At 65.3% G+C, this 16,390-nt stretch carries 11 protein-coding genes, 3 pseudogenes and 1 riboswitch; of the genes and pseudogenes, 6 read left to right on the forward strand and 8 right to left on the reverse strand.

What is annotated here, in order from left to right; all coding sequences use genetic code 11:
- Nucleotides 1-341, forward strand: a pseudogene (locus tag WJW29_RS03270) (integrase core domain-containing protein); the annotation flags it as partial.
- A 31-nt stretch (nt 342-372) separates the two neighbouring features.
- Here the strand turns inward: WJW29_RS03270 and WJW29_RS03275 are convergent.
- From WJW29_RS03275 to raxX, 7 genes and pseudogenes are all read right to left on the reverse strand, one after another.
- A pseudogene (locus WJW29_RS03275) lies at nt 373-456 on the reverse strand (IS5/IS1182 family transposase); the annotation flags it as partial.
- A 145-nt stretch (nt 457-601) separates the two neighbouring features.
- Nucleotides 602-1,687 (reverse strand): type VI immunity family protein, encoded by a 1,086-nt coding sequence (locus WJW29_RS03280; protein ID WP_011409252.1) that lies wholly within the window; start codon nt 1,685-1,687, stop codon nt 602-604.
- Complete coding sequence (locus WJW29_RS03285) at nt 1,684-2,754, reverse strand: type VI immunity family protein (RefSeq protein WP_011409251.1); 1,071 nt, start codon at nt 2,752-2,754, stop codon at nt 1,684-1,686. Before WJW29_RS03285 ends, WJW29_RS03280 begins: the two co-directional genes overlap by 4 nt.
- Before the next feature lie 7 nt (nt 2,755-2,761).
- The gene (locus WJW29_RS03290; RefSeq protein WP_113079227.1) at nt 2,762-3,457 is read right to left on the reverse strand and encodes a VRR-NUC domain-containing protein; all 696 of its coding nucleotides are present in this window, start codon (nt 3,455-3,457) and stop codon (nt 2,762-2,764) included.
- On the reverse strand, nt 3,454-3,903 hold the full coding sequence (locus tag WJW29_RS03295) for a hypothetical protein (protein WP_011260010.1): 450 nt from the start codon (nt 3,901-3,903) through the stop codon (nt 3,454-3,456). Before WJW29_RS03295 ends, WJW29_RS03290 begins: the two co-directional genes overlap by 4 nt.
- Before the next feature lie 329 nt (nt 3,904-4,232).
- A complete protein-coding gene (gcvP, locus tag WJW29_RS03300; protein WP_178383675.1) occupies nt 4,233-7,196 on the reverse strand; it encodes an aminomethyl-transferring glycine dehydrogenase in 2,964 nt (987 codons plus the stop codon).
- A 90-nt stretch (nt 7,197-7,286) separates the two neighbouring features.
- Nucleotides 7,287-7,401, reverse strand: a riboswitch (glycine riboswitch).
- A 257-nt stretch (nt 7,402-7,658) separates the two neighbouring features.
- Nucleotides 7,659-7,841: a RaxX family RiPP gene (raxX, locus tag WJW29_RS03305; protein ID WP_027703308.1), complete on the reverse strand. Its 183-nt coding sequence runs from the start codon at nt 7,839-7,841 to the stop codon at nt 7,659-7,661.
- Nucleotides 7,842-8,271: 430 nt separating this feature from the next.
- On the opposite strand from raxX, the gene raxST reads away from it, so the two are divergent.
- From raxST to WJW29_RS03330, 5 genes and pseudogenes are all read left to right on the forward strand, one after another.
- Nucleotides 8,272-9,075 (forward strand): RiPP modification sulfotransferase RaxST, encoded by an 804-nt coding sequence (gene raxST / locus WJW29_RS03310; RefSeq protein WP_042465718.1) that lies wholly within the window; start codon nt 8,272-8,274, stop codon nt 9,073-9,075.
- Nucleotides 9,076-9,136: 61 nt separating this feature from the next.
- Nucleotides 9,137-10,375, forward strand: a complete 1,239-nt coding sequence (locus WJW29_RS03315) for an HlyD family efflux transporter periplasmic adaptor subunit (RefSeq protein ID WP_011409246.1) — start codon at nt 9,137-9,139, stop codon at nt 10,373-10,375.
- A complete protein-coding gene (gene raxB, locus WJW29_RS03320; RefSeq protein WP_041182251.1) occupies nt 10,372-12,531 on the forward strand; it encodes a peptidase domain-containing ABC transporter RaxB in 2,160 nt (719 codons plus the stop codon). The genes WJW29_RS03315 and raxB overlap by 4 nt, the downstream gene beginning before the upstream one ends.
- A gap of 294 nt (nt 12,532-12,825) precedes the next feature.
- A pseudogene (locus tag WJW29_RS03325) lies at nt 12,826-13,856 on the forward strand (MFS transporter).
- 16 nt (nt 13,857-13,872) lie between these two features.
- Entirely contained in the window at nt 13,873-14,277 is a 405-nt protein-coding gene (locus WJW29_RS03330) for a hypothetical protein (protein WP_011260005.1), read from the forward strand.
- Nucleotides 14,278-14,358: 81 nt separating this feature from the next.
- On the opposite strand, the gene WJW29_RS03335 is transcribed toward WJW29_RS03330, so the two are convergent.
- Nucleotides 14,359-16,377: a M2 family metallopeptidase gene (locus tag WJW29_RS03335; RefSeq protein ID WP_011409243.1), complete on the reverse strand. Its 2,019-nt coding sequence runs from the start codon at nt 16,375-16,377 to the stop codon at nt 14,359-14,361.
- Nucleotides 16,378-16,390 lie beyond the last annotated feature (13 nt).

Below are 16,390 nucleotides of genomic sequence, written 5' to 3' on the forward strand. Positions count from 1 at the left end.
GCACACAGTCGTGGCCTGCCGAAGGTGATCCGCACCGACAATGGTAAGGAGTTCTGTGGCAAGGCCATGGTCGCCTGGGCGCATGCCAATGGTGTGCAGCTACGCCAGATCCAGCCTGGCAAGCCGAACCAGAATGCCTACGTCGAATCCTTCAACGGCCGGCTACGCGACGAATGCCTCAACGAACACTGGTTCCCAACGCTGCTGCATGCGCGCACCGAGATCGAACGCTGGCGCCGCGAATACAACGAACACCGCCCCAAAAAACAATCGGCGGAATGACGCCGGCGGCCTATGCCCAGCAGTTGGCCAATAGCGAGATCATCAACCCCGGACTCTAAACCCGACTGCTACTCAGGATGGGGGGACGTCGCGCTTGCGGGCTTGCTCCAGAATCGGGCGAATTTGCTCGAACCGCTCACGGCTCACGTCACTTGGATCGTTCTTCTCGCGCATTCGTGGAGTTTGCACGGGTTGAATAAGATCGTGAACAGGTTCTCAGGGCCAGAACGCATCAACAGGCCGCCCGGCAACTCCAGCTTGTCTGCGTGCCCAGCCAGGAGGTTGGCCCAGGCGGCATCGATCGGGGAGCGCCCGTGTGTCATAGCGGCTCGGGCAGCACCGTGTCGGGCTTCAACTTGGGCATGTTCAGCAGCTTGGCCTGGTAGGTCACGAGGTCTTCGTCGGGGATGTCGAAGCGTCGCAGCCATTGCGCGGTGCCGACCACGCCCAGGAAGGGCTCCCCGCCCAGGGTGGCGCCGTGGAAGTCCTTGAGGGTGGTGCTGCGGAAGCGCTTGAGCAGGTGATTGACCAGCACGTAGGTGGCGGGCATGGGGTCGTCGTCGACGCTGGCGATCTGCGGCACGGGGCCGGCCTGGATGACGGTGCCGGCGCCATAGTCGTAGTAGGCGAACCAGTCGCCGGGCAGCTCGTTGCGCAGCGCGTCCAGGCCGGTACCGCCGTCGAGTTGCTGCAACATCGAATGATTGATGGCGGTGAGCCAAGAGACGGTTTTGATGCCGTCTAGGACTTTGCGCGCAATACTCGTCGGGTCGCCGACGTCTGCGCCGTGTAGTTTCTGCGACATGTACGCCTCGGTCGGCGCATCCGCGTCTCCCATAAGTGAGAGTACAAACCCGTAGCCGCCATGCCCATGCTCGGCCCTGAGGCGACGGGCAAAGTCGACGAAAAGATGTTGGAAAGTCGAAGGATGCTGCGCTATAAATTTCAGCGGCACTGAAAAACGCAGGGCATTGAGCCCCCAGCTGCGCTGTTCTTGCCACTGCCGTAAGTTTCCAGTGTAAAACTCGAATGCGCTCGCGTCCTCAGGCTTATTGCCGCCGGTATAGGCGAAGAGCGGTGAGTCGTCTGGGTCCAGTTTAAGCAACCAATCGCGCAAGGGCTTGGAGCGATTGAATTGCACCGGCTTTGTCTCATCCTTGATCAACCAGCGTAACTGGTCGCCAATGGTCGCCACATACTGATCGAAGCAGGCGCAGATCGCCTCACGCACCTGGGTGGTATAGCCGCCCTTGTAGTAAAGCGTGCCAGTGATCGCCAGCACCGTGCCCACGTAATCCCTTGGGCCAGAACGCATCAACAGGCCGCCCGGCAGCTCCAGCTTGCCTTCGTGCTCGGTGAGGAGGTTGGCCCAGGCGGCATCGATCAGGGAGCGCCCGTGCGTCATAGCCGCTCGGGCAGCACCGTGTCGGGCTTCAACTTGGGCATGTTCAGCAGCTTGGCCTGGTAGGTCATGAGCTCTTCGTCGGGGATGTCGAAGCGTCGCAGCCATTGCGCGGTGCCGACCACGCCCAGGAAGGGTTCCCCGCCCAGGGTGGCGCCGTGGAAGTCCTTGAGGGTGGTGCTGCGGAAGCGCTTGAGCAGGTGATTGACCAGCAAGTAGGTGGCGGGCATGGGGTCGTCGTCGACGCTGGCGATCTCCGGCACGGGGCCGGCCTGGATGACGGTGCCGGCGCCATAGTCGTAGTAGGCGAACCAGTTGCCGGGCAGTTCGTTGCGCAGCGCGTCCAGGCCGGTACCGCCGTCGAGTTGCTGCAACATGGCGTGGTTGATGGCGGTGAGCCAGGAGACGGTTTTGATGCCGTCTAGGATCTGTCGGGCAACGCCGCTGGGTCGGCCAACGTCGGCGCCACGTAACTTTTGGGACATATATGCTTCGGTAGGTGCATCCAAATGATTATTCAACAGTGAAAGCACGAAGCCATGTCCTCCGTGTCCGTGTTCGGCCTTTAGCCTGCCCGCGAAATCCACGAAGAGTCGCTGGAATGCAGACGGGTGATCTAGGGCAAATTTCAGCGGCACAGAGAAGCGTAAGGCGTTAAGTCCCCAGCTACGCATTTCCTGCCATTGACGAAGGTTGGCGTCGTAGAACTGGTACGCGCTTGCGTCCTCTGGCTTGTCGCCAGCGGTGTAGCCAAAGATCGCCGAGTCGTCCGGGTCGAGTTTCAGTAGCCAGTCGCGCAAGGGCTTTGCGCGCTTGAACTGCACCGGCTTGGTTTCGTCCTTGATCAGCCAGCGTAACTCGTCGCCGATGGTCGCCACGTACTGATCGAAGCAGGCGCAGATCGCCTCACGCACCGGGGTGGTATAGCCGCCCTTGTAGTAAAGCGTGCCAGTGATCGCCAGCACCGTGCCCACGTAATCCCTGGGGCCAGAACGCATCAACAGGCCGCCCGGCAGCGATAGTTTGCCTTCGTGTTCGGCTAGAAGTTTTGTCCATTCGTCATTGCTCATGAATTGCTTACCTTGCGGGGATTGGGCTGCGGCCGCCGGAAGCCAGGAAGGCTAGCCAGGCAGCTAGAGTTGCCACTGGCGCCAATTGCTCGATCTCTACCGGAGCAACGTGCTTTTGCGGCTGCTCTTGCTTGCTGCATTTGCACTCCGATGACTCAAGCAGTATCGGATCCTTACCCGCGATGCGCCTGTAGTCTTCTCGCTGAGCGTCACTCATCTCATCCCCCGGAAACTTTATCTCGATCACGTCCTCCAGATTGTCCTGGGTCGGTGGCCGGGTGGGGTCGACGACGGTCACCACGTCCGGGCGGCGGATCAGCCCGGCGCGCGGGCGGAACGGTGGACGGTCCTTGCCCGGCTCGTCCCAATACTTGTCGATCCAGCCCTTGAGCCAGTCGTGCGCCTTGGTGGCCAGGCCGCTGTCCATGATCGGCGCGGGCGGCTGCTGGGTCATGTCGTAGTTGACCTCGGGCTTGTAGCGGGACAGGTGGTTCCAGTCCAGGCTGCGCAGTTTGCTGGAGACGCACAGTTGATAGAGCTTCTGCCCGGCCACGCCGGTCAGCGGGTCGTGCAGGCAGCTGCAGATGATCGGGCACAGCACGGTCATGTCCTGCGGCTTGGCGCGGCCGACGCCGGCTTGGTTGGTGCGGCCATCGACGGCCAGGCTGCCCTGGTCCTGCGGTAGTGCGGGCTCGTTGCTCATGGCGCGATGTCCTCGTCGGCATCCAGCAACTGGAACATCAGTGGCTCGTCGATGTCGCTGGCCAGCCAGTCGGTCATGCCGTGTGCGTCGGTCACGCAGTCCAGCTGCTTGCCGCTGGGCGTGCTCAGGCGCACGCGCCGGCCGGCGACCGGTTGCCGGCTGGCTTGGTCCAGCAGTTCGAAGCGGCCGGAGAACGGCGGGGCGCTGTCATGGCGTTGCAGCGCGTTGGCGAGCAGGCCGGCGCCGATCGCGCTGCCGGCCTGCTGCAGGCCGGAGGCCGCCGCGGCCGCGCCTCCGGCGTGTGGTGCGGTGGGGGTGACATCGAAGCTGGCGCCCAGCGTGCTCAGGGCATGGCAGCCGCAGGCCAGCCGGTGCCCCTGCAGCACGATGCCCAGGTCGTTGAAGGTGCTGCTGTCGTCGGCTTCGACAAAGTGGTGTGCGCGCAACAGTAGCCCAGGGCGTCGCCCACCGACAACCGCGTGTCGCGCCGGCAGGCTCCCAGCGCTGCGAGCGATATGCCTGATCAGGCAGTGCTAACCGCTGGGCATTTCCCCCAGGTGCGCCGTCGTGTGCGCCAGCGACTGCATGCGGCGCCTGGCCTGCAGATGGTTTGCCGCGCAGGCCAACGCTGGCGGTGGTGGCGATGCGATCACGCCGCCTTTGGACGGACGCAGCCAGCGGGTGCGTCCAGCCTGACATCGCGCACCGTGCGGCACGAAAAACCCCAGCCGTCCCCGGCTGGGGTTTCTTTAGTTCTACTGCGTACGTCCGACGCTCAGGCTTCGGCATCTTCCTTATACGCATCCACCGGGATCTTATACGCATCCACCGGGATGCACGCGCACATCACGTTCTTGTCGCCATACACGTTGTCCACGCGCGCCACCGGCGGCCAGTACTTCTGCTGCTTGAGGCTGGGCAGCGGGAAGGCGGCCAGTTCGCGCGGGTAAGCGTGGGTCCACTCGCTGGCCGACACCTGCGTTGCGGTATGCGGTGCGTGCTTGAGCGGGTTGTCCTCGCGGTCCAGACGGCCGTCTTCGATGGCGCGGATCTCTTCGCGGATCTGGATCATCGCGTCGATGAAGCGGTCCAGTTCGTGCTGCGATTCGCTTTCGGTCGGTTCCACCATCAGCGTGCCGGCGACCGGGAAGCTCAACGTCGGTGCGTGGAAGCCGAAGTCGATGAGCCGCTTGGCGATGTCTTCGGCGCCGATGCCGCTGGTCTTTTCCAGAGGGCGCACATCGAGAATGCACTCATGCGCCACCAGCCCGTTGCGGCCGGTGTAGAGCGTCTTGTAATGCGGTGCCAGACGCTTGGCGATGTAGTTGGCGTTGAGCAGTGCCACCTGCGTGGCCTTGCGCAGACCGGCGCTGCCCATCATGGTCACGTACATCCAGCTGATCGGCAGGATCGAGGCGGAGCCGTAGGCGGCCGCGCTGACCATGCCGCCGATGCGCGAGGAGTGTCCACTCCCGCTTCCGGAGTTGAATCCGCCGCCATGGATGGCGGCAGTTTGACCTTCGCCGGCATGGAGGCCGGCACGCGGCAGGAACGGCGCCAAATGCGACTTCACCGCACACGGGCCTACGCCCGGGCCGCCGCCGCCGTGCGGGATGCAGAAGGTCTTGTGCAGATTGAGGTGCGATACGTCCGAGCCCCACTTGCCGGGCTTGGCCACGCCAACCAGCGCGTTCATGTTGGCGCCGTCGGTGTAGACCTGGCCGCCATGGGCATGCACCGCTTCGCAGATGGCCACCACGTCTTCTTCGAACACGCCGTGCGTGGAGGGGTAGGTGATCATCAACGCCGCGAGACGGTCGGAATATTTCTCCGCCTTGGCGCGGATGTCATCCACGTCCACGTTGCCGTTGGCGTCGCACTTGGTCACCACCACGGTCATGCCGCACATCTGCGCCGAGGCCGGGTTGGTGCCGTGCGCGGATTCGGGAATCAGGCAGATATCGCGATGCGCTTCACCGCGCGAACGGTGATACGCGCGGATCGCCAGCAGGCCGGCATATTCGCCCTGCGCACCGGAATTGGGTTGCAGGCTCACCGCGTCGTAGCCGGTGCACTCGACCAGCATCGCTTCCAGTTCGTCGATCAGCTGCGCGTAGCCGGCCGATTGTTCTGCCGGTGCGAGCGGATGGATGGCGCCGAACTCGGGCCAGGTCACCGGAATCATTTCAGCGGTGGCATTGAGCTTCATGGTGCAGCTGCCCAGCGGGATCATGGTGCGATCCATCGCCAGATCCTTGTCGGCCAGCGAGCGCATGTAACGCAGCAGTTCGTGTTCGCTGTGGTGGGTGTTGAACACCGGGTGCGTCAGGAAGGCACTGCTGCGCAGCAGGCCTTGGGGCAGGGCATCGGCGGTGGCCGCATCGAGTGCGTCCACATCGGCCATGGCACCGAACAGCTGGGCCAGCGCAACCACGTCGGCGCGCGTAGTGGTTTCATCCAGGCTGATGCCGACCGCTTCGCTGTCGATGGCGCGTAGATTGATACCGGCCGCACGCGCACGGGCGTGGATGGCATCGGCATCGATCGCCTTGACGTGCAGCGTATCGAAGAAATGCTCGCCCACGGTAACGCCAGCGCCACGCAATGCGGCAGCCAGAATGGCGGCCAGGCGATGGGTGCGACGCGCGATGCGGGTCAGCCCATCGGGGCCGTGATACACCGCATACATCGACGCCATCACCGCCAGCAGCACCTGCGCAGTGCAGATGTTGGACGTGGCCTTTTCGCGGCGGATATGTTGCTCGCGGGTCTGCAGGGTCAAGCGATACGCCGGGTTGCCGGCGGCATCGATCGACACGCCGATCAAACGGCCGGGCATCGAGCGCTTGTAGGCGTCGCGGCAGGCCATGAAGGCGGCATGCGGGCCACCGAAACCGAACGGCACGCCGAAGCGCTGCGAGTTGCCGACCACGATGTCCGCACCCCATTGGCCCGGGGCGGCGATCAAGGTCAGCGCCAGCAGATCGGTGGCCACTGCGACCAGTCCGCCTTGTGCGTGCACGGCTTCTGCCAGTGCAGCGTGATCGCCGATGTGACCGAAGCTGTCTGGGTACTGCAGCAACACGCCGAAGCACTCGGCCTGCAGCGCTTCTTCCGGGGTGCCGACGCGCAGCATGATGTCCAGCGGCTCGGCGCGCGTGCGCAGCAGTTCCAGCGTCTGCGGATGCACCGCGTCGTGCACGAAGAAGATGTCGGACCTGGACTTGGCCGAACGCTTGGCCAGCGTCATCGCTTCGGCCGCGGCGGTGGCTTCGTCCAGCAGCGAGGCGTTGGCGATCTGCATGCCGGTGAGGTCGGCGCACAGGGTCTGGAAGTTGATCAGCGCCTCCATGCGGCCTTGCGAGATTTCCGCCTGGTACGGCGTGTAGGCGGTGTACCAGGCGGGGTTTTCCAGGATGTTGCGCAGGATGACCTTCGGCGTGTGGGTGCCGTAGTAGCCCTGGCCGATGAAGTTGCGGTACACGGTGTTCTTGTCGGCGATGGCGCGGATCTTGACCAGTGCTTCTTCTTCGGTGAGCGCCTCGGGCAGCGCCAGTGGTGCGGGCGACTTGATGTTGCCCGGCACGATGGCATCGGTCAGCGCATCCAGCGAGGCGTGGCCGACCACCTCCAGCATCTGCGCGATTTCCGCGTCGTTGGGGCCGATATGGCGTTCGACGAACGCGCTGTGGTGTTCGAGGTCGCGCAGGGAAGAGGGGGTCTGGGACATGGCGGGCATCCGGGGCAGGGGCAGACGAATGGTCGACCCGCACCGCAACTGGCATGACGCGCGCGTGCGCCCCACGACCTGCCGCAGCGACGGTCTTCCTCGCGCCCCTCTGTCCTTTTGCCTGAGAGTTTAAAAACGCGTCAAGGCGCGTGGCCCGCCTGCGTTTCGTGCCCCTTCGGCGCCGGCATCGGCCGGTCTCTCCAGAGTTGTCCTGCGGATGGTATCGGGCCTGAGCGATTACGGGCTGTTGCGCCTTCGGCAGCGGCAATGCCGCTTCTCCCACCGTGTTGCCCGGCTAGTATAGCCAGCGCCCGGCCGCTTGGCGAAACGCGTCGCGGGGTCATGAGCCGCTGGAGGCCGAACCAGTCGCCTGGTCCGGCCTCCAGGGTTTCAGCGCTCGCTGTTCTCCCCGTTACCGGGTGGTCCGGCAACGGCAACGCCCGCTCGCTCGCTCCTGCTAGCGCAGGCGGATCAATGGTGCCCGGGGTTGCGCGGCGGCGGATCGTGCTTGGGATTCGCGCCCGGCGGGGGATAGTCCCCACCGCCGACATGCTTCCACAGACGCTGGTCGAGCGGCTCCGGTCGGCCCTTGGCCCCGGCGGGCCGCTGCAGCGATGCCGCACCCTTGGTGGGCGATTTTTTCGAGTGGTTCATTCTGACGTCCTCGCAGGTTGTGCCCTTCTTACGCACCGTCACAGCGCCTGAAGGGACGGCGGCGTGATCGTCTGGTCCATCTGCCCGGTGGCGGGTGGCCGATGAGACGACAGTGGCCGCTGGAGCGCAGAGCCGGTGGCAGGACCATGGGCTCCAGCCTGCGCGGCTGCCTTTGCGACCCCAGGCCGGCGCACGACGGTGTGTGCGCGGGAACGAACGTCGCATCCGCCAGGTCCGTGCCGGTGCACGGCGATGTGATGCCGGTCACTGCAAGCGCTGCCGACCGCTCAGCCGGATCGCCGGCATTCGCAAAGCGCAGCGCTTTTGCGCAGTGTGTCCGCGTGTGCTGTGGCGCACGATGCACGCTTGGCTGGCGATGCGTCCCGCCGGCATGCCGCCGCCGACCAGCATCGGACAGGGGAGGCGCGACGTGGACTACCATTTCATTTCCGGGCTGCCGCGTGCGGGCTCGTCCCTGCTGGCCGCGTTGCTGCGGCAGAATCCGCAGCTGCACGCCGATGTCACCTCGCCGGTTGCGCGACTCTACGCGGCGATGCTGATGGGCATGAGCGAGGAACATCCCTCCAACGTGCAGATCGACGACGCACAGCGCGTGCGGCTGCTGCGTGCGGTATTCGACGCCTACTACCAGAATCGCCAGGAGCTGGGCACGGTGTTCGACACCAACCGTGCCTGGTGCAGTCGCCTGACGGGACTGGCGAGGCTGTTTCCGCGCAGCCGCATGATTTGTTGCGTACGCGATGTTGGTTGGATCGTCGATAGCTTCGAGCGCCTGGCGCAGAGCCAGCCGTTCCGTTTGTCGGCGCTGTTCGGCTACGACCCGGAGGATTCAGTGTCGATGCACGCGGATCTGCTGACCGCGCCGCGGGGCGTGGTGGGCTATGCGCTGGACGGGCTGCGCCAGGCGTTCTACGGCGACCATGCTGATCGCCTGTTGCTGCTGCGCTACGACACCTTGGCGCAGCGGCCGGCGCAGGCGATGGAGCAGGTCTACGCCTTCCTGCAATTGCCGGCGTTCGCGCACGACTATGCCGGTGTCCAGGCCGAGGCAGAACGTTTCGATGCCGCGCTGCAGATGCCAGGCCTGCATCGCGTGCGTCGCGGGGTGCATTACGTACCACGTCGCAGCGTGTTGCCGCCGGCGCTGTTCGATCAGCTGCAGGAGCTGGCCTTCTGGGAAAGCGCGCCTTCGCATGGAGCGCTGCTGGTATGAGCAGGCGCGCGCAGTACAGCACCGGTGGACAGCACGCCGGGGCGTCGGCGGCCGCCGGCCGATGACGCGCTTGTTTCGGCGCGAGGTGATGGATGCGCAGCAGCGCAGTCGGCTGGGGCCAGTGGTGCTTCGCCAGCGTGGCGCGCTGGGTTGGTGCGTGGGCGTGCTGATGGCAACGGTGATCCTGCTGCTGGTGGGATTTTTCTGCCTGGGGTTCGCGCGTCGCCAGACCTTGTATGGCGCTGTCGTCCCGGCTGACGGAATGATCGCCATCACCACCCCGCAATCGGGCGTGGTGGCAAACGTCGGCGTCGTGCAGGGCCAGAGGGTTGCCGCTGGTCAGGTGCTGTTCGTGTTGGCGGCCGAGCATCGGGATGATCGCGGGCGGCCAAGCCAGCAGGCCGCTGCCGTGCTCGCCGAGCAGCAGCGCCTGACTGCCGAAGCGATGGTCCAACTGCGCGCCCAGGGCCGCTTGCAGCAGCAAGCGGCCGCGCGGGCGCTGGCCGGCCTGCGCAACCGCCTGGAGCAGGTCGACGCCGAGCTTGGCGTGCTGCGCCATCGGCAGCAGCTGACCCAATCCATCGAGCAGCGTTACCGCACCGCCTTGACGCGTGGCCTGGTCAGTCAGCAATTCGTCGATGAGAAGCAGGCCGACGTGCTCGACCAACGCGCGCATGCATTGGAACTGCAGCGCGAGCGCTTGACCTTGGCCGATGCCCTGGCGCAGGCCCAGGCCGAGTTGCAGCAACTGCCGGTGAGCTTGCGCCAACAATTGGCGCTGGCCGGTGCCAGCCTGCAGGCGGACCGGCGTACGGCGATCGAGCAGGCAGCCGCCTCGCGTTGGGAAGTGCGCGCTCCGCGTGCAGGGCGTGTGGCGTTGCGACCGCTGCAGCGTGGGCAGGCGGTCGGGCAGGGGCAGCGGCTGGCCGATCTGCTGCCGACCTCGACGGCGACCGAAGTGGTGTTGTACGCACCCTCCCGGGCGGCAGGGCTGATCGGCCCCGGCATCCCGGTGCAACTGCGCTTCGATGCCTTGCCCTACCAGCACTATGGCCAATTTGCCGGGCGTGTGGTCGAGATCGCCGCCGTGCCCGAACCGCCGCGTGCCGACGCGCCGTTGGCGAGCGAACCGTTGTACCGCATGCGGGTGCGCCTGGCCGGGGATGCCGCCCTGCGTGCAGGACATGCTGCGGTGCTGCGACCGGGCATGCGCGTGCAGGGCACGCTGGCATTGGAATGGCGGCGCTTCTCGCAGTGGGCCTTCGAGCCGCTGTCCAGCCTGCACGGCACGCTGCGATGAGCCGCTGGTTGGCGCAGCTGCGCAGAGCGTCCGGCGAACGCGCGCTGCCGATGATCTTGCAGGGGCAGGTCGGCGAATGCGGATTGGCGGCCATGGCCATGATCGCCCACTACCACGGTTGCCAGATTGGTCTGGCCGAACTGCGTCGTCGTTTCCTGCTGTCGCGCCAGGGAACCAACCTGGCCAATCTGGTCGCGATCGCGCAGGCGCTCGGTTTGCAGGCGCGCGCGCTAAGGCTGGAGATGGACGGGGTGCCGGATCTGCAACTGCCCTGCATCGTGCATTGGGATCTGAATCATTTCGTGGTGCTCAAGCGGGCGGGTGCCCGCCGTCTGCAGATCCACGATCCGGCCAGCGGGCCACGTGTGCTCACGCCGGGTGAATTCGCTCGGCATTTTTCCGGGATCGCGCTGGAACTCAGCCCGACCGCCGATTTCCGTGCGCAAGCTGCGGCACCGCCAGTGGCATTGTCCTCGTTGATCGGTCGCGTCCACGGGCTTGGACGGGCGGTCTGGCAGGTGCTGGCGTTGGCATTCGCGCTGGAGGTGCTCAGCCTGGGCATGCCGTTCCAACTGCAGTGGATCGTCGATCAGGCGGTGCCGTCGGCCGACATCGGGCTGATCCATGTCCTCGGTGCCTGGTTCCTGCTGGTGGTGGTGCTGCAGTCCTGCATCGGTCTGCTGCGTGGATGGTTGATCGCCAGCGTTTCGGCGCAGTTGGGCTTTCAATGGATGGGGCAGGTCTTCGCGCACCTGCTCGCGCTGCCGTTGGCGTATTTCGAGAAGCGTCACCTCGGCGGCATCCAGTCGCGTTTCGCCTCGATCACGCAGGTACAGCGCACCTTGACGACCGGATTCACCCAGACGTTGGTCGATGGTGTGCTGGTGGTCGGCACCCTGGGCCTGATGCTGGTGTACAGCGCTGGCCTCAGCGCGATCACGCTGGTGGCGGTGGCGCTGTATGCGGCGACGCGTCTGCTGTGGCTGAGCCGGATGCGCGAGGCGACAGCCGAGCAGCTGCTGTGGGACGCGCGCCAGCACACCCACTTGCTGGAAAGCGTGCGCTGCATCCAGGGCGTGCGGCTGTTCGGTCGCCAGCAGGTGCGGCGCATGGATTGGACCCATCTGCTGGCCGAACAGACCAATGCGCAACTGCGCCTGGCGCAGGGTGAGGTCTGGCAGTCGGCGATCAAGCTCTTGCTGTTTGGGGGCGAGCGCGTGCTGGTGATCTGGCTTGCCGCGTTCGCGATCCTGCGCGCGGAGCTATCGCTGGGCATGCTGCTGGCGTTCATGGCCTATCGCGAGCAATTCGCCATGCGCTTGTCCGCGCTGATTGACCGGCTGGTGGAGTTCCGCCTGCTGCGCGTCCATCTGGAGCGGGTGGCCGACATCGTCCATCAGCCGCGCGAAGATGCCGATCAGCGGGTTGATGCGCCAGACTGGAGCGACACCACCATCGAAGTGTGTGGCATCGGTTTTCGCTACGCTGACGATGCCCCTGCGGTGCTCGAAGAGGTCAACATACGGATTGGCAGCGGCGAATGCGTGGCTATTACCGGCCCGTCAGGATGCGGCAAGACCACCCTGGTGAAAGTGATCCTCGGGCTGCTGCAACCCAGTACCGGGCAAGTGAAGATCGGCGGGCGTCCGCTGACCCGCGCAGCGCTGGCGCACTATCGGGGCATCGTCGGCACGGTGATGCAGGACGATCTGCTGTTCACCGGTTCTGTGAGCGAGAACATCAGTTTTTTCGACCCGGAGCCGGACCAGGGGCAGATCGAACGCTGCGCGCGCATCGCTGGCGTACACCAGGAGGTGGAGCAGATGCCGCTTGGCTACGCGTCGTTGTTGAGCGAGGCCGGCACCGGCTTGTCTGGCGGGCAGCGGCAACGCGTCTTGCTGGCGCGCGCCCTGTACAGGGCGCCGCGCATCCTGGTGCTGGACGAGGCGACCAGCCATCTGGACGTCATCAATGAGCACCGCGTCAATCACGCCATCCAGGCGATGCAGGTGACCCGGATCATCGTGGCGCATCGGCGCGAAACGGTCAGCATGGCCGCGCGGGTCATCACCCTGGAACGGGGACGGGTGACGAGCGATCAGCCCATCGCCGCATGGCAGCGCCTGCAGGAGCACTCCGCCGCCGCTGCCGACTGATCGGTGTGGCGCTTGGCACTGCGGGCCTCGTCGCTGCCTGCACGCGCGCGGGCTCGGCTGGTCGGGACGATGATGCACTGAAACGCAGCGGGCGCGACAGCGGCTGGCGTTCTGCATGCCGCGCACCCGATCCACATCGCGGGCGCACCCGGTGGCCATTGGCGTGAAGTGTCCACCTCCGCTGCCCGCGCGCGCCGCAGCGGTCGTTGGCCTGCGCCGCTGTCGGTGCCTGCGCGTTGGCAGCCCTCCGGGTGCCGTTGCGCATGACGTCTGCTGCTTCCCTCCACCCATCGCATGGCGCTGCTGTTTGCCTGGCTGGCGATGTTCGGCCCGTTTTCGATCGACCCCATCTTCCCGGCGTTCTCGCAGCTCAGCCGCAGCCCGGCGGTGGACCAGGTGGCGATCCAGCAGACAATCAGCGTCTATCTGCTGGCCTACGGCCTGATGAGCATCGCGCATGGGCCGCTCTCCGATGTGTGGGGCCGAGCGGATGATCCTGGGCGGGCTGGCGTTGTTCATCGCTGGCTCGATCGGGTGTGCGCTGTCGCAAGACTTGCCCAGGTTGCTGGCGTTCCGCGCGCTGCAGGGCCTGTCGGCTGGCGTGGGTATGATCGTCGGGCGGGCGATGATCCGCGACCTGTTCAATGGACCGGATGCGCAGCGGCTGATGCGCCATGTGTCGATGATTTTCGGCATTGCACCAGCCATCGCGCCGATCATCGGCGGCTGGATCCTGCTCAGTGGCGCCGGCTGGCCGTTGATCTTCCGTTTTCTGGTGGTGTTCGGCCTGGTGCTGCTGGTCGCAACCATTCATGCAGCATCTGAAGCTGGGCGAAGGCGACTTCGCCTGGCGATGCATTCCTGCCATCGGCGGCATGACCCTGGGTGCGTTCTTGTCCGGGTGCATGGAGCCGATGCGGCAGATCCGCATCGGCTCCATCTGCTGCGGGGTGGCGGCGCTGGTCGATCTGGCCTACACCTTTGCTGTAGCGCAGATCGCCTTGCCGTGGGCAGTGCTGGCGATCTTCCTGACGGGCCTCGGCATGGCGCTGATCTTCCCGATCCTGGCGCTGGCGGACATGTACCCGCAGCAGCGCGGCCTGGCCTCCTTGCTGCAGGCCTTCACCCAGTTGATGACCAATACGGTGGTGGCCGGGGTGCTGTCGCCGCTGCTGAGTGAACACCCACGGGACCTGGCGATCGGCATGACCGGTTTTTTCTTGCTTGGCTGGCTATTCTTGCGTTGGGAACGCCGCAGCGGCCGCCGGTTACGGCACCGCCAGGCCACCAAGGCAGTGCCTTTGGAGCCGGCCGACCACCTCTGACCTCACAGGAGCCTGCATGTCCACCGATTCCAAGTTGCGCCGTGATGCCCGCAAGCGCGCCGCCGAGCGCCAGCGCAACCAAGCCGCTGCCAATCCCGCGCCGGTCTCTCCGATCGAACCGCATGCCGAACTCCGCGACCAGCAACGTACGCTATTGGCTGGCATCGTCCGCCGCGACGGCGAATGGGTGCTGGGCATGGATGGCCGCATTGCCGGCGAAAGCACCAGCGCCGCCCAGGTGCTTGCGCTGATCATGCGCGCCGCCGAGTTGCACGAGCGCCAGGGCACGCCGGTGCGGCTGACTTACTCGGACGCCCTCAAGGACGCCGCCCACGCCGAAGCCCGTGCCGACGGCATGGAGTTCGAGCAATTCAAGACCAAATTGAGCGAACGGTTGCAGGGGGGCGCCAAGCTCAATTGAGCTTGTTGCAGAAGTGCGTTGAGCGACAACAGGTTATGTTGTTGCGCGAGCCGGCAGTGACATAACGGTGAGCACCGTGTGTCAGCGCGGCGCAGCAGGCGCAGTTGTCGTGCTAGCTGGAGCGGCAGCCGCTGCCTGCCACCCACACATCTGCCCCTGATTCTGCTGCTTCAGCCATTCGCTCATTGGCGCGAAATATTCCAGCATCGGGCCGGCATCGAGTTTGTCGTTGCCGGTGAGTTCCTTCAGTGTGGTTTGCCAGGGTTGGCTGGAACCACGTTGCAGCATCGACCAGAACTTCTGCCCGGCATCCTTGTTGCCGTAGAAGCTGCATTCGTAAAGCGGGCCCTGATGGCCAGCGGCCTGGCACAGGCTTTTGTAGAACTGGAATTGCAGGATATGCGCCAGAAAATAGCGCGTGTACGGCGTGTTGCCCGGCACGTGGTACTTGGCGCCAGGGTCGAAGAAGTCTTCGCCGCGCGCGCTCACCGGCGCCACGCCCTGGTACTTTGCTTTCAGTTCCCACCAGGCCTGGTTGTAATGCTCGGGCGTGATGGAGCCATCGAACACGCCCCAGCGCCAGCGGTCGATCATCAAACCGAACGGCAGGAACGCCACCTTGCTCAGCGCCATGCGCATCTGCCAATTGATCAACGCCTCGCGGCCGGTCCGTTGCTCGCCCACCATGCCGATCGACTGCAGGTACTTGGGCGTCATCGCCAGCACGATGGTGTCGCCGATCGCCTCGTGAAACCCATCGTTGGCGCCGTTCTGAAACAGCGGCGGCAAGGGCTTGTAGGCCAGGTCGTAATAGAGGTGGCCGAGCTCGTGGTAGATGGTGGTGAAGTCTTCTTCGGTCGGTTGGATGCACATCTTGGTGCGCACGTCCGCGCCGATGTTCTGGTTCGCCTCGCCACCCATGTTCATATCCCAGGCGCTGGCGTGGCACACCACATCGCGGTCCAGCGGCTTGATGAACTGCGAGCGCTGCCAATAGGTGTCCGGCAGCTTGGGCATGCCCAGCGATGTGTAGAACTCCTGCGCGCGCTCGGTCATCTGCTTGGCGGTGCGCAGCTGCGCTTCGTGCTCGGCGTTGAAGCGTGCGGTCGCGCCACCAACGCCACCGGTGTTGCGTGCCAGCACTGCGGTGAGGTTGCCCTGGTACTGTTTTTCCAGCGCGGAGGTAATGTCCAGATCGCCGGCCCCGGGGTAGGGCTGCAGCAGATCCCACAGATTGCTCCAGTCCTGCTGCCACATATTGCCCATCAGATGTGCAGGCAGCAGACCGCCAGGCACCTCGCCCTTGTCCTTGCCGTATTGCGTATCGAGTTTGCCGCGCGCATAGCACTGCAACTGCACGTACAGCGTTTTGACCTGTTCCCACAGGCGGTCGGTTTCGCTGGCCAGTTGCGCCGGCGGCATGTCGTAGCCACTGCGCCACAACACCCCGACGTCGGCGAAGCCGAATCCGCGCGCGCCTTCGTTGGCGAGCTCGACGAAGCGTTGGTAATCCTTGCGCATCGGCCGTGCGGTGCTGTGCCAGCCCTGCCAGGCGTCGAGTTGTTCGTTGTAGTCGCGGCTGCTGGCCAATACTTGTTCCAGTTCGCCGAGCTGGCGGCAGCGGCGCTGTTCGCCTTCGCCCACGCAGTAACTGCCGGCGCCGTAGTCGCCTTCCATCTTGGCGGCGATGCGGGTGAGTTCGGCGAGTTTGGCCGCATCGCGCGGTGCGGGCAGGGCGCTCATCAATTTCAGCAACTGCAGCGCGCGCGCGCTGTCGGCTGACATCGGTGTGCCGGCGTACTGCTTGGATTGTTCGATCCAGCGATCCAGCTGCGCCAGCGAGCGCTCGTTGGCCTTGGCCGCGAGCAATTGCGAATCGCCGTTGATATAGGTCGACGACAGCCACTGCGCGGCGGTGGTTTCCGGATAGGCCGCCTTGTATTGGGCGCTGATGCGCGCAACGAACTGGTCGGCGCTCTCCGCCGGCGCGGTCTTGGTCGCGACGGGTTTGGCCGGCGGTGCCGCATCCCGGCGGCAGGCCGACAAGCTCAGGGTGCCGACAGCCACAGCCAACGCCAGCAACAGCAAACGAGGATTCACGGGTGGTCCTTGC

The sequence above is a fragment of the Xanthomonas sp. JL1 genome (assembly GCF_038405005.1).